The sequence below is a fragment of the Nostoc sp. genome (assembly GCF_036919815.1).
In the GTDB taxonomy this organism is placed as follows: Bacteria; Cyanobacteriota; Cyanobacteriia; order Cyanobacteriales; family Nostocaceae; genus Nostoc.
Window position 1 is genome coordinate 92,659 of the sequence record NZ_JBALCE010000030.1, and the last position, 13,379, is coordinate 106,037.

At 42.3% G+C, this 13,379-nt stretch carries 9 protein-coding genes and 2 pseudogenes; 5 read left to right on the plus strand and 6 right to left on the minus strand.

Going from position 1 to position 13,379, the window contains the following annotated elements:
- Window positions 1-154: 154 nt before the first annotated feature.
- On the plus strand, window positions 155-2,509 hold the full coding sequence (locus tag V7K15_RS08540; protein ID WP_334904780.1) for a putative PEP-binding protein: 2,355 nt from the start codon (window positions 155-157) through the stop codon (window positions 2,507-2,509).
- A 169-nt stretch (window positions 2,510-2,678) separates the two neighbouring features.
- Here the strand turns inward: V7K15_RS08540 and V7K15_RS08545 are convergent, their stop codons facing one another.
- Window positions 2,679-3,311 (minus strand): DUF1361 domain-containing protein, encoded by a 633-nt coding sequence (locus tag V7K15_RS08545; RefSeq protein WP_334904782.1) that lies wholly within the window; start codon window positions 3,309-3,311, stop codon window positions 2,679-2,681.
- Between the two features lie 514 nt (window positions 3,312-3,825).
- Window positions 3,826-4,302 (minus strand): hypothetical protein, encoded by a 477-nt coding sequence (locus tag V7K15_RS08550; RefSeq protein WP_334904870.1) that lies wholly within the window; start codon window positions 4,300-4,302, stop codon window positions 3,826-3,828.
- Window positions 4,303-4,805: 503 nt separating this feature from the next.
- Between V7K15_RS08550 and V7K15_RS08555 the strand changes: the two genes are divergently transcribed.
- Together V7K15_RS08555 and V7K15_RS08560 are read left to right on the plus strand one after the other, a co-directional pair.
- Window positions 4,806-6,044 carry a glycosyltransferase gene (locus tag V7K15_RS08555; RefSeq protein WP_334904784.1) on the plus strand — a complete coding sequence of 413 codons (1,239 nt, stop codon included), beginning with the start codon at window positions 4,806-4,808 and terminating at the stop codon, window positions 6,042-6,044.
- Window positions 6,045-6,177: 133 nt separating this feature from the next.
- A complete protein-coding gene (locus V7K15_RS08560) occupies window positions 6,178-7,866 on the plus strand; it encodes a glycosyltransferase family 39 protein (protein ID WP_334904872.1) in 1,689 nt (562 codons plus the stop codon).
- 14 nt (window positions 7,867-7,880) lie between these two features.
- On the opposite strand, the gene V7K15_RS08565 is transcribed toward V7K15_RS08560, so the two are convergent.
- Window positions 7,881-8,501 carry a Uma2 family endonuclease gene (locus V7K15_RS08565; protein ID WP_334904786.1) on the minus strand — a complete coding sequence of 207 codons (621 nt, stop codon included), beginning with the start codon at window positions 8,499-8,501 and terminating at the stop codon, window positions 7,881-7,883.
- 555 nt (window positions 8,502-9,056) lie between these two features.
- Here V7K15_RS08565 and V7K15_RS08570 point away from each other — a divergent pair.
- Window positions 9,057-11,585: a mannose-1-phosphate guanyltransferase gene (locus V7K15_RS08570; RefSeq protein WP_334904788.1), complete on the plus strand. Its 2,529-nt coding sequence runs from the start codon at window positions 9,057-9,059 to the stop codon at window positions 11,583-11,585.
- A gap of 205 nt (window positions 11,586-11,790) precedes the next feature.
- On the opposite strand, the gene V7K15_RS08575 is transcribed toward V7K15_RS08570, so the two are convergent.
- The 3 genes and pseudogenes from V7K15_RS08575 to V7K15_RS08585 form a co-directional block, all read right to left on the minus strand.
- Complete coding sequence (locus V7K15_RS08575; protein ID WP_334904874.1) at window positions 11,791-12,012, minus strand: Txe/YoeB family addiction module toxin; 222 nt, start codon at window positions 12,010-12,012, stop codon at window positions 11,791-11,793.
- Window positions 11,998-12,195: pseudogene (locus tag V7K15_RS08580) on the minus strand (hypothetical protein); the annotation flags it as partial. The gene V7K15_RS08575 and the pseudogene V7K15_RS08580, both read right to left, overlap by 15 nt.
- Before the next feature lie 407 nt (window positions 12,196-12,602).
- Window positions 12,603-12,944, minus strand: coding sequence for a hypothetical protein (locus V7K15_RS08585; RefSeq protein WP_334904790.1), 342 nt, complete (start codon window positions 12,942-12,944; stop codon window positions 12,603-12,605).
- A gap of 197 nt (window positions 12,945-13,141) precedes the next feature.
- Here V7K15_RS08585 and V7K15_RS08590 point away from each other — a divergent pair.
- Window positions 13,142-13,371: pseudogene (locus V7K15_RS08590) on the plus strand (DUF433 domain-containing protein).
- Window positions 13,372-13,379 lie beyond the last annotated feature (8 nt).

Below are 13,379 nucleotides of genomic sequence, written 5' to 3' on the forward strand. Positions count from 1 at the left end.
ATTAATGATCATAATCTGGGCAAACGGCATGAATTTTAACTTTATTAAATAGTTTTTTGTCTATTAAAAATAATTGGCGTATAAAATTTTACCTGAGATTGCGAGATTTAACTCATACACTCAATAATTAAATATGATACCGCTAATAAATTGAGTGGACAAACTCTACTGGCTAGACCAAATTAAACTACAAGACCGTCCCAAAGTAGGTGACAAAGCATTTTACTTGAGCAGAATCATGCAGCGTGGCTATCCGGTGGTGCCTGGTTTTGTCGTTTCGGCAGAAATTTTACGACAATTTCTCGAAAATCTCAATAGTTCAGAGTCATTAGTGGCTGACTTACCCCATTCTTCGTTACACCTAGATGTAGCTAATTGGCGTCAACTTCAGCAGGTAGCTGGTCGCTTGCGCCAAGAAATTCTGACTGCGACTGTGCCACAGCAATGGGTGAGTACAATTTTCCAAGCAGCTAGAAAATGGCAAACTGGCTGTTTGATTCTTCGACCTACCTTGGCAGTATCAACTGCTACCCCAGGTATGAAGAATATATCTGGCTTGTTGGAGTCGGTATTTTGCCAGTGCGAACCTGAAGCGATCGCACTGGCGTTAAAGCGTACCTGGAGCCAGATATTTCGGGCTAGAAGTCTCCTATATTGGCAGCGAGCCGGAATTGACCTCCAACAAATTAATCTCGCAGTTTTGGTGCAACCTGTTGAAAATGCGATCGCCAGTGGTTTGCTGAAAGCCAACTCCTCTGGGTGGGAAATTGAAGCTACTTGGGGATTAGGAATTGCGATCTCTCAAGGCGAAGTCCAGCCAGATGTCTACTACATTCAACAAGAAACTGGGGTTGTGCTTGAGCAACAACTGGGCAATAAAATGCTGGCTTATGGTGTTGATGATCCCGCATCTGGAGCTTTTTCGCAAGCGATGCCCAAGTCAGTGTTAACACCAGATCACAGTTGTTTGAGTACTTACTTAATTGAGTCAGCCCAACAAAAACAGTACGCCTTACAAGAAGAATACTTACAACAAATAATTTCTCTAGGAACTCAATTGGTGAGTGAACTAGGTAAAACTTTTACGATTAAATGGACTATCGCTAGGCAAACTACATCTGCCAAGCTCTACATAACACAAGTTAGTTCTCCCCAATCTGTAATTCCCCACGGACAGTTCATTAGGGGACTAGGGGCAGCAGGGGGACGCGTTGTGGCGACTGCCCTAGTAATTAATAATCCCCAGCATAAACCCGAAGAATTACCCAAGGGAGTAATTTTAGTAGTAAGTGCGATCGCACCTGATTGGTTGCCATTACTGCAACAAGTTGCTGGTATTATCACCGAACAAGGCGGATTAACCAGCCACGCTGCCATTCTTGCCAGAGAATTAGGTATTGCCGCAGTAGTGAACGCAACATCAGCGACCAGCTTAATCCAAACTGGGGAACGACTGTTGCTTGATGGCGACAGAGGAGAGGTTTATCGCATCAAAGGAGACTCAAAGGAGGAAATGGAGAGATGGGGAGAAAAAAATCTTCTTTCCCCCCATCGCCCCAACCCGAAAGCGCCCCCTCCTCCTCTTACTTCTCATTTGCCGATGATTGCTACCCAACTGCTGGTTAACTTGAGTCAGTCGAGTTTAATAGAACAAGTGCAAAGCTTACCTGTGGATGGGGTAGGATTGTTGCGATCAGAATTGATGATACTAAATATATTATCCGGGCAACATCCCAATAGTTGGATTTTAGCCGGGCGTCAGGCTGAATTGTTAGAGTTATGGTCTGAGCAGATTATGCAGTTTGCCCGTGCTTTTGCACCAAGACCAGTTTTTTATCGTTCTTTAGATTGGCCGCAAGATTTAAGATTATTGAGTGACAGTTTGCAATCTTCACCACAGTCGATGTTGGGTGAACGTGGCACTTTTAGCTATTTACGAAATCCCGCAGTATTTGAGTTGGAACTGAAAGCTTTAGCGAGTGTACAGCAAGCTGGTTACAGCAATGTCAACCTAATGTTGCCCTTTGTGCGGACTGTGGAAGAATTTGTCTTTTGTCGTCGCAAAGTTGAGCAAGCTCTTTTAACTGAGGTGTCACAGTTTCAATTGTGGATGATGGCAGAAGTGCCAAGCGTACTATTTTTATTGCCAGAATATGTTAGAGCAGGAGCAGATGGAATTTCTATTGGGACAAACGACCTAACCCAATTACTGCTAGGAGTGGATCGAGAACAAGGACAGTTGGCAAAAGTATTTAATGAACGTCATCCGGCAGTTATGAGTGCGATCGCTCAACTCATCCAAATGGCGAAAACTGCTGGCATACCTTGTTCCATCTGCGGTCAAGCACCAGCCCTCTATCCAGAAATTATTGATAAGTTAGTGGAATGGGGCATAACTTCCATTTCTGTTGAACCGGAAGCAGTCGAGCGAACCTATCAAGCGATCGCTCGTGCTGAACAACGCTTAATTTTAGCAGCAGCACGACGAAAATTTCTTCGTAATTCGTAATTCGTAATTCGTAATTATGATGAATTATAAATTTTTAATGCTCTGATAGGACGCTATTCTCATCTGGTGGCGTTGAAGTCCAACCGTTTGCTTTGGAATTTATTTTACATCAAGGAGAGTTTAGTTACATCTTTTTTTGACAAAGAATATTCATCCGGGAAATTACTAATTAAAAGCCAAAATCTTTAGGTTGATCAAATGGTTGGCTGACTAAACCTAAAGTTATTCGTTTCATAATCCAATACAAACCTGCAAGTACCACAAAGCTGATAGTAATAATCACCAGGGGCTGTTTGCCAAGAATTTCTTCTACCCCTTTAGTCAGTACGGCATCGGGTTGAGTAATAAAATCCCAACTGTTGAAACGCAAAAATCGCCCCCAATAGACACCAACAGCACAGAGAAAATGTGTAATCAACTCAAAGCGCCAAATCCATTGGCTCTTGCCGATGCGATGTAAGTAGTAACCCCAATTAATTAACGAGATTACATAAGCTTCAAATCCACCGAAAATTACTAAGAAATACACAGGAATGAGTACTAAAGTAATCATCCAAACCGATTGAATCGTGCGGATATCCTCTATGAGGTGAATTACATCAGTCAACAAATATGGTGCATTGGGTAAGAAAGCATAGAAAACTAAGAATCCTAGCCACCAAAGCCAAGAGCGACCACGCCGAAAGCGAAATAACCACACACTCAAAGCTAAAGGTATAAAAGCCAGAAATAAATTCCAAGTCATCCAACTCAGATTAATTCGCAAGACTTGCACAACTCTGGCTATCAATTCTTCTTTCATAGGTGCTAACTCAGAAGACGTTTGATTGATCTAGATTCACTCTGTAATATTAGTGTTAACCTCAGTGATTGACTGAAAAAATTTTTGTACCCCCAAGGAAATTTATTTACTCTCAGACCAGACAAGGCTTTGGTGTCACTTAAAACGAAATGCACACTGATATATGTCGGAAATTTAGAGTTTTTATGTCTTTCATACTGGGGGATCAAATTTATCAATCAATCGGCTTAAATCACTAGTATAGCCAGAAAATCATCATGGTAAAATCTACCACGGAAAGAAAGTCTGAGCGACAAAAATGCCGCTGAATAACTTTCTGTGGACTTTTTTTATGGGAATGTTGCCCCTATCCTAGCTATTATATTGATTTAATTCTGCTCTGCCAGAGGCTGAGTGCTGTTAGCGGTAGCGGGGCATTTAGCCCGTGGTGACAGGGGAATCTCACTTCTTTCGTCAGAGACTCTTAACTTGGAACTCGCAACTGTTTTGCCCAATGCCCCATGCCCAAATTGGATTATTTTGGCTGGCTACAATATTTATTCATTTGATTCATTAATGTATCCGACTGCTTGCCAATAGTTGTAGCTGTTGTCAGTGCTGAGTCAATTTCGGTTCTTGCCTTTTGGATTTTTTCTCTACCAGATGCCGAGGCTTCTGCTGTCTTAGTTGCACCAAGCGCCTTAGCTGCCTTAGCGATCGCTTCACTGAGATTCTGAAAAATTTTCACAAAACTGCTTTGAAATTCTTTCAGCTTGGGGTCTGTTAATTTCAGTTCCCGAATCGATTTAGTCACAAATTCCAAATCTTTAGACAGCTGTATGCTAGTGATGACTTGCGTTCCTTTATTTTTATCAATCAAAGAAGTTCCAGAATTCACAACTCTAATCAGTCGCTGGCACTGGGAAACTTTATTATCGCTGCAACTAGTAATGAGCAAAGCAATGCTCAGGCTCACAGGAGCAAGAACAGTATATTTATGTAAAACAGACATTAACACCCCAACAGCAATAAAACCAAGAATATAGTATCCAATATTACAGCAGAATTCAGCAGGAGCAATGGGTTGCGGAGCCAGCACTGAACGCAAGGCACTTAGTCGCAATCACTACTTTGTATTTATTTCTCTATTTTCTGAGAAATGATTTGGGATTGACACATTAGCTCAACTAATAGTTCCAAGTCAGATAATCTTGATAATAAACTGTATATTTGTGTATATTTGCTGAGTTAATGGTACAGTATTAGTTGTTTTTAGAAAAAAACTATGTAAGTCTCAGTACATACCATAAAAAGAAGTGGTTAAATTTAAAGTTTAGATAAAATTTAGGAAATATTTTGAATCGAGGTGCGGGAATTACTGAATTTTTCTGAACAGCTAACTGTAACAAAAGTATTCATAAAGCTTTGAGTAACCAGGTTCAGTTAATAAGGCAAGCATTTGTTTGGCTCTATTTCTTCCAGCCTTTACACATCCTCGTTCTGTAATGTGAAATTATGAAGATCAACTCATCCAACTCGCTGTTAACAGTACCAACTGGGCCACTAAAGATATCAGAGTTGCCACCTAACCCTGTGGGTACAAGTGGTGAATCTATTCATCTTTCTCTAGTAATTCCTACTTATAAAGAGCGTGACAACATCCAAAATGTGGTCAGCATATTGAGTCGGTTACTGGATGAATCTATTCCAGGAAACTATGAACTGATTGTGGTAGACGATGATAGCCCAGACCGAACTTGGGAAATAGCACAATCCTTGACGCTAGAATACCCCCAGTTGCGAGTAATGCGACGCCAACAAGAACGGGGGCTATCTTCAGCCGTAATTCGTGGGTGGCAAGCAGCGAGGGGGAGTGTGTTGGGGGTGATTGATGGAGATTTGCAGCATCCGCCAGAAGTGCTGATGCAATTGTTGCGTAGTGTTGAGCAGGGAGCAGATTTGGCAGTAGCCAGCCGTCATGTAGACGGAGGTGGGGTTAGTAGCTGGAGTGTTGTCAGGCGTTTCTTGTCTCGTGGCGCTCAGTTGTTAGGCTTAGTGATTTTACCGGGGGTACTGGGCAGAGTTTCCGATCCCATGAGTGGTTATTTTATGGTGCGTCGGAGTGCGATCGCCAATGCAACACTCAATCCAGTCGGATACAAAATTCTTCTAGAGGTAATCGGGCGGGGAAAAGTAGACCAACTTGGCGAAGTTGGGTATGTGTTCTGCGAACGCAAAGAGGGTGAGAGTAAAGTCACATGGAAGCAATATATAGATTACATTCACCACTTAGTACGGTTGCGGCTTTCCACAGGGCGAGTAGGACGAATTAGTAGAAAAGTCAATTTCCCTATTGGTCGATTTCTGCGTTTTGGGTTGGTTGGCTTTAGTGGTGTGTTTGTGGATTTAACGGTGTTTTACTTGCTGCGTACTACGATTCATTTAGGTTTAACTCGCAGTACGATTCTTTCGGCCGGAGTGGCAATTATAAATAATTTTCTATGGAATGATTTATGGACTTTTAGTGATATATCTCAGCGACAACGTGATCCACATCAACGTTTCAAGCGATTCTTAAAGTTCAGTGCGATCTGTTTGGCAGGAGTTATATTACAAACTCTAATAATTAACTTTCTGTATAATGTCTTGGGGATAAATCAGTATTTAGCCAAGTTGATAGCGATCGCAGTTGCTACCATCTGGAATTTCTGGATTAATTTGAAACTCAGCTGGCGCGTCACTGACGTGAAATAATCACAACTTGCTAGCTGTCTATACTACCCATTTCCTACCTTTGGCAGATGCAAACTCTGGCTCACAACACAAATATTGGCATAATTGGCAGGCTCGCCTCCCTCCTTTTTGGGTTCACCCCTTGCTAAACTTGATCTGGTTGATCATCGGCATCAGCTTGCGCCTAGCCAACTTGACTGCAAAGCCTCCTTGGACTGATGAGTTTTCCACCTTGGTATTTAGCTTGGGGAATACTTTTTTATCAGTACCTCTAGATGAAGCGATCGCACCTGATATTCTGCTGTCACCATTGCAACTAAACGCAGCAGCTAGTGTTGGTGATGTGATTCATAACTTAGTTACACAAGATACCCATCCACCACTATATTTTGTGCTGGCTTACCAGTGGATGAAATTATTTAAGAGCGAAGGAGGATTAGTATCGCTGTTTGCGGCGCGATCGCTACCAGCTTTAATCGGTGCTGCCTCCATTCCGTGTGTTTACGTATTAGGTAAGGTAGCATTTCGTTCGCCATTAGTGGGACATTTGGCTGCTGCCATGATGGCAGTATCACCCTACGCGATTTTTTTAGCACAAGAAGCACGCCATTACAGCTTGGCAGCCTTATGGGTAACTGCTTCCCTCACCTGTTTAGTAATTGCCACACGTCATATCCAAAACCGCACACCTTTACCTATATGGGTAGGAGTTTCCTGGGTGGCAATTAATGCTTTGGGACTTGCTACTCATTACTTTTTCAGCCTCACCCTCTGTACAGAAGTTGTAGTTTTGATTTTTCTGGCTTGGCTTCAATTGCAGACTAGCAGGAAATTTTCTCTCCTCTTCTCTCCTCAGTGGCGGCGCATCTATGCCGTTATCATCGGTACTTTTGTGGCGGGTTTAATTTGGCTACCAATCTTTTTAGAGAATAGAAATCGCAGTAATTTGACCGAGTGGATTCAAGGTTCGCGCGTCGGACTAGATTGGTTTAGCCCAATTTTTCAAGCTTTAGGAACATTGATTGCAATGATTTCCCTCCTGCCAGTTGAATCTTCACAGGTATTGGTTGTGATTCCTTCTGGACTGGTGATGCTGATTTTCTTTATTTGGGCAGTACCAATTTTGCTGCGTGGGATCAAGATTCAACTACAGCACGCAGAAAGCCGGATTATGATTCAGGTGTTTATGGCAGTCGTTAGCAGCGCGATCGCTTTATTCTTTATATTTACGTACTTTCTCGGAATCGATCTGACTAGGGGCGCTCGTTATAACTTTGTTTACTTTCCCGCGATCGTTGTTTTACTAGGGGCAAGTCTTGCAGTTTGTTGGCATCCTCCCAAGGAATGGAAAGCAAGAGAAAATGGGATAAAAAGCATAGGCAGATGGGGAATAAACGGTAAAAAAGCCGTGATGTTAATTTGGCTAATGGGATTTTTCAGTGCAGTTACAGTATTCTGCAATCTCGGCTATCAAAAATATTATCGCCCCGACCTGTTTGTGCAACTAATCCAACAAATATCCCCAATGCCAGTACTGATTGCCACTACCCACAAAACTTATGTACACACTGGAGAAATGATGGGGGTAGCTAGGGAGTTTAAACTTACCAATTCACCCCAAAAACCTCTGTTTCTCCTTGCCCATCAAGATAAAGATCCGAATACTTCCACCATTGCTCTAGAAAATACTTTAAATAAATTACCACGACCTTTTGATTTGTGGCTGGTAAACTTTCACGCCCCCGTAGCAGAAACCGTCAAAACATGCGTTATCTCTGATACTAAATCTTTGTCAAGGGTGAATGGCTACGAATATAAACTTTATCATTGTCAGCAGAGTTAATTTTCTGATAAACACTACACACTACTCGACTCAAAAATCTGTTGAGCAGTCAAATTCAACTCTGGGAAAATGGATGATTGAATGCGACTGCTATTTCTAAACTGACTAACTTGGTACTCACCCTCAACTAAAGAGTAGATTGAGATAGTTGGTTGTTTAGGATTGCCGATAAACCGTCTGCCTCCCAAAGCTGCATAATCTACAATCCAGTATTCTACGATACCTACTGCCTCATAATCAGCTGCTTTTTTTAAATAATCATCCCTCCAGTTGGTACTCACCACCTCAACGACTAACGAAATCGATGCTCCTTGGCTAACAGTAGATTCTTTTTTCCACAGAGGTTCATTCACTAAATTGGGCTGATTTAATATCAGCACATCTGGCGAATAAGCTGATTCGCTCTGGGTAGGTTTAATGAATGCCGTTTTGGGGATAAAATAAGGCAGTTTTAAACGTTTATATTCTGCAACTATTTCTCCAACTAAAAATCCAACGATCTCTTCATGGTCGCCAGTGGGTGGTGGCATCTCGACTATTACTCCGTCATGTAATTCATAGCGTTTCTGTGAGTTTTCGGGATAGTCGGCAACAAACTCATCGAATGTAACTAGTTTGCGTAAGGCTTGAGTCATGATTTAAACTCTCGAATTTTAGCTAAAATAAATACATGGTAGAAAAACTCCCAGTTTTGAATTTTTTTTGAGAGAAACCATTACAACCCTTTCAAAGATGAATAATAACTGATTTTTTGCTGGCGTATTTTACAACTTTTTTGATGGGAATATCTGATATTTTGAGTATTTTAACTGATTGACAAAAGACGCTTTATCTTAATCTCTCACCGATGGGCAATCCTAAACTAACGCTCTCCGAAGTTGGAATCTCTACTTGGGGAAACTCTGATAGAGCAAATAACTAATAGACATAGGAAAAGAAAAAGAATTGTTTTGACGTAGCACTGCTACGTCAAAACAAGGGTTCTGTGTAATGCATATTTAATTTCTGGAGATGTCTAATGTAGATTACAGAATCCCCGTGCGTGAAAGCTGGGGAGTGTCAACCGCAGATGAATCTTGTGGAAGTTCCTCAAATATCGATATCCATAGGAGACTAGAGAAAGAAGAACAAAATAAATATATCTCATGGATCTTGAAGCAGCGAAGGCTGTAAATAACTAAGGAGGATTTATGCGTGCAGTACTGATGGCAGGCGGTTCGGGAACGCGGCTTCGCCCGTTAACTTGCGATTTGCCTAAACCGATGGTGCCGATTCTAAATCGACCAATTGCCGAACATATTATCAATCTCCTCAAACGACATCAAATTACAGAAGTTATTGCGACATTGCATTATTTACCTGATGTCTTGCGAGACTACTTTCAAGATGGCAGCGATTTTGGCGTCCAAATGACCTATGCCGTTGAAGAAGATCAGCCTTTGGGTACAGCAGGCTGTGTGAAAAACATTGCCGAACTCCTTGATGAAACCTTTTTAGTGATTAGCGGTGATAGCATAACAGATTTCGACCTCACGGCTGCGATCGCATTTCACAAACAAAAAAAGTCAAAAGCTACTTTGATTTTAACCAGGGTTCCCAACCCGATTGAATTTGGAGTGGTGATTACCGATCAAGAAGGACGGATTAATCGATTTTTAGAAAAACCCTCTAGTAGTGAAATTTTTTCCGATACCGTCAACACTGGCACTTACATTCTCGAACCAGAAGTTTTGGAATATCTGCCAGCAAACACTGAATGCGACTTTTCCAAAGATTTATTCCCCTTATTACTAGCAAAAGATGAGCCAATGTATGGTTACATTGCTCAAGGTTACTGGTGTGATGTTGGTCATTTAGATGCCTACCGCGAGGCTCAGTATGATGCTTTAGATCGGAAAGTGCAACTAGATTGTGCCTATAAAGAAGTTTCCCATGACTTATGGGTAGGCCAAAATACTTACATCGATCAGACGGCTGTGATTGAAGCCCCAGCAGTGATTGGTGACAATTGCCGCATCGGGGCAAGAGTACAAATTGAGGCAGGAACCGTAATTGGGGATAATGTGACTATTGGTGCTGATGCCAATCTCAAACGGCCGATAGTCTGGAATGGGGCAATCATTGGCGACGAAGCAGCTCTTTCTGCCTGTGTAATTTCCCGTGGCACTCGTGTAGACCGCCGCGCTCAAGTATTAGAAGCTGCTGTTGTGGGTTCGCTTTCCACCGTGGGAGAAGAAGCCCAAATTAGCCCAGGTGTGCGCGTTTGGCCGAGTAAAAAGATTGAGTCAGGGGCAATTTTAAACATTAACTTGATTTGGGGAAACACCGCCCAACGGAATTTATTTGGGCAACGTGGTGTGCAAGGATTAGCTAATATCGACATCACCCCAGAATTCGCCGTGAAATTGGGAGCCGCTTACGGTTCTACCTTAAAACCTGCTTCTAAAGTAACGGTTTCCCGTGATCAGCGTAATGTCTCTCGGATGGTGACGCGATCGCTGATTGCTGGTTTGATGTCAGTAGGTGTTGATATTCAAAACCTTGATGCTACAGCTATCCCCATCGCCCGCACAGTTATACCCACAATGTCGGTAGCTGGTGGTATCCATGTGCGGGTACACCCCGATCGCCCCGACTACATTCTGATTGAATTCATGGATGCTAAGGGGATTAATATCTCCAAAGCCCTGGAGAAGAAAATTGAAGGGGCTTATTTTAAGGAGGATATGCGGCGGGCGCTAATTCATGAAATTGGCGATGTCTCTTATCCCAGCCAAGTCATTGACCGTTACTGTACTGCTTTTGAGAAACTATTGCATGTTCATACACTCCGTAACAGTCGGGCAAAAGTGGTAATTGACTATGTTTATGCGGTATCGGGGGCAGTTTTACCCCAAATGTTGGATAAATTTGGCGCGGATGCAGTGGTGTTGAATGCCAGTGTGAATAAAACAGCGATGTCAATTACTGACCGCGAAGGACTGCTGACTCAGTTAGGTCATGTAGTGGAGGCATTGAAAGCTAACTTTGGTGTGCAAGTATCGGCTAATGGGGAACAGCTGATTTTAGTTGATGAATCAGGCTTCCCAATTCGTGGGGAAATGTTAACAGCACTGATGGTAGACATGATTCTCACGGCTAACCCCAGAGGAACAGTAGTAGTACCAGTTCATGCTTCCAGTGCTATTGAACAAGTCGCCCGTCGCCACGATGGCAAAGTGATTCGCACCAAAGCCAACCCTACAGCTTTAATGGAGGCTTGTCAGACAAATCAAAATGTGGTATTGGGAGGTAGTGGAGAGACTGGTTTTATTTTCCCGCAACTGCATCCGGGATTTGATTCGATGTTCTGCATTGCTAAGATAATTGAGATGTTGACTATACAGGAGCGATCGCTTGCTACTGCTCGGTCAGAATTGCCCCGTGTAATTCACAAAAGTTATACAGTACGCTGCCCGTGGACAGCCAAGGGTGCTTTGATGCGTTACTTGGTAGAAACTCACCCAGCCCAAAATCTAGAACTCATCGATGGAGTAAAAGTTTGTCAACCCTACGATGACAGTTGGCTGTTAGTTTTACCAGATGCTAGCGAACCACTGGTGCATTTGTATGCAAATAGCAACGATCGCGATTGGGTAGATGAGACTATCAGAAACTACCGCAGCCGTGTGCAAACATTTGTGGAAAGACAAGAAGAATATCAACCCGCCGAAGTGTAATTCGTAATGACGCTCTCTACGTACTCCTCGCGGAGGACAAGCTACGCGCAGCGTGTCGTTCGCGGTAGCGTTGCGTAGCAAAGACAAACGCTAAAAGCGTAGCTTGCAACTCTTACAGAGTACGCGGACTCGCTACCGCTACGCTAACGTAATTCGTAATTGAATTCTTTAATTACGAATTACGAATTAGCAATTACGAATTATTTTAATAGTGGTATCGACAAGAAATAATAGTTAGATAGGCATCTTCCACCGCATAAACCAAACGATTTGTATGATCAATTCGCCGCGACCAAAATCCAGCTAAGTTTTCCCGTAGAGATTCAGGCAAGTCCGCCTGCGCGATCGCTTGTATTGATTTTGAGCCTAAAACTTCTGCCTGTAATGCTTGCAACAAGGGTCGGCGAAAGCTTTGTAACCTTTGCATTGTGCGAACACGCAAACTGGATTTACCCATGTGTCGAGAGTTGAAGACAAAACAAAACTCTCCAGCTTTCACAGCCCGATACAAATCTGCATCAGCTTTGCGTGTGACGTAGGTAGGTGCATTAGCAGGAAGGCTACCAGCAAATTGATATTGATAGGCATCAAATTGATAATCATTTTTAATAAATAAGCGACGAACACTATTTAAGGTTTTATCAATCCAATTCCTATCGAAAATTTTTTGATAGATGAGATTATAAACCATTAATTTCTCTTTTCTTTTTACGATTATTCCTGATAGCTGCAAATCATTTTGCAAAATAGTATTATCTGGCTGAATCGCTTTTGATAACCACACTTTTTGATACAAAATTAATAAATTTTTTGCTTTGCTTTCATCAGATAAAATCCTATATTTTAACTATTAACCAGGATTTTACCCCACCCTAACCCTCCCCTTGGAAAGAGGAGGGAACTAGATTTTTTTTTCCCCCCTTGGAAAGGGGGGATTAAGGGGGGTAATCCAACTTGTGTGCACACGGTAGCCTTGCTAAGGGGGGACTACAGGGGGGTTAAAACGATTTTAAATTCTCACGAATGATTTAGGACTGCTATATAAGCAACAGATACCTCGAAGTCATGTTGAAGTACTTCAAAGTCCTGTTGAAGTACTTCAAAGTCGTGTTGAGGTACTCCAAAATTGTGTTGAGGTACTCCAAAATCGTGTTGAAGTACTTGAAAATCGTGTTGAAGTACTCCAAAATCGTGTTGAAGTACTCCAAAATCGTGTTGAAGTACTTGAAAATCATGTTGAAGTACTTGAAAATCGTGTTGAGGTACTCCAAAATCGTGTTGAAGTACTCCAAACTTTGTCGCACTGCAATCATAGTACACAGGTGCTTCGGCGTAGCCCGTCGTAGGCATCGCTTTCATAAATCTCCACAAACAAAGCGATGTCTACGACGGGCTACGCCTACACTTGACTTTTAAAACAGTCGCTACAATTATCCTTAAGTGAAGATTAGCAATCAGTTAGCCTGGAAGGTGGTAAAAGTTCAATAATAAAAAAGATTGACACAGCCATTTTTGGTTTCTCAATCCCATAACCTTACTGGCATTCTACAAAAATTATGCAAAATCTCACTACAATTACTCGTAATCCTGAAGTGATGGGCGGCAAACCCTGTATTCGAGGAATGCGTGTCACGTTGGTACTATCGTCGGCTTAATGGCATCTGGACACAGTAATAGCGACATTATCAAAGCATATCCCTACCTCGAAGAAGCCGACATCTATGAGGCACTTGCCTACGCTGCATGGCGGGCTGAAGAGATTGAAGTCCCTCTCAAAAGTGCATGAAAATTTTG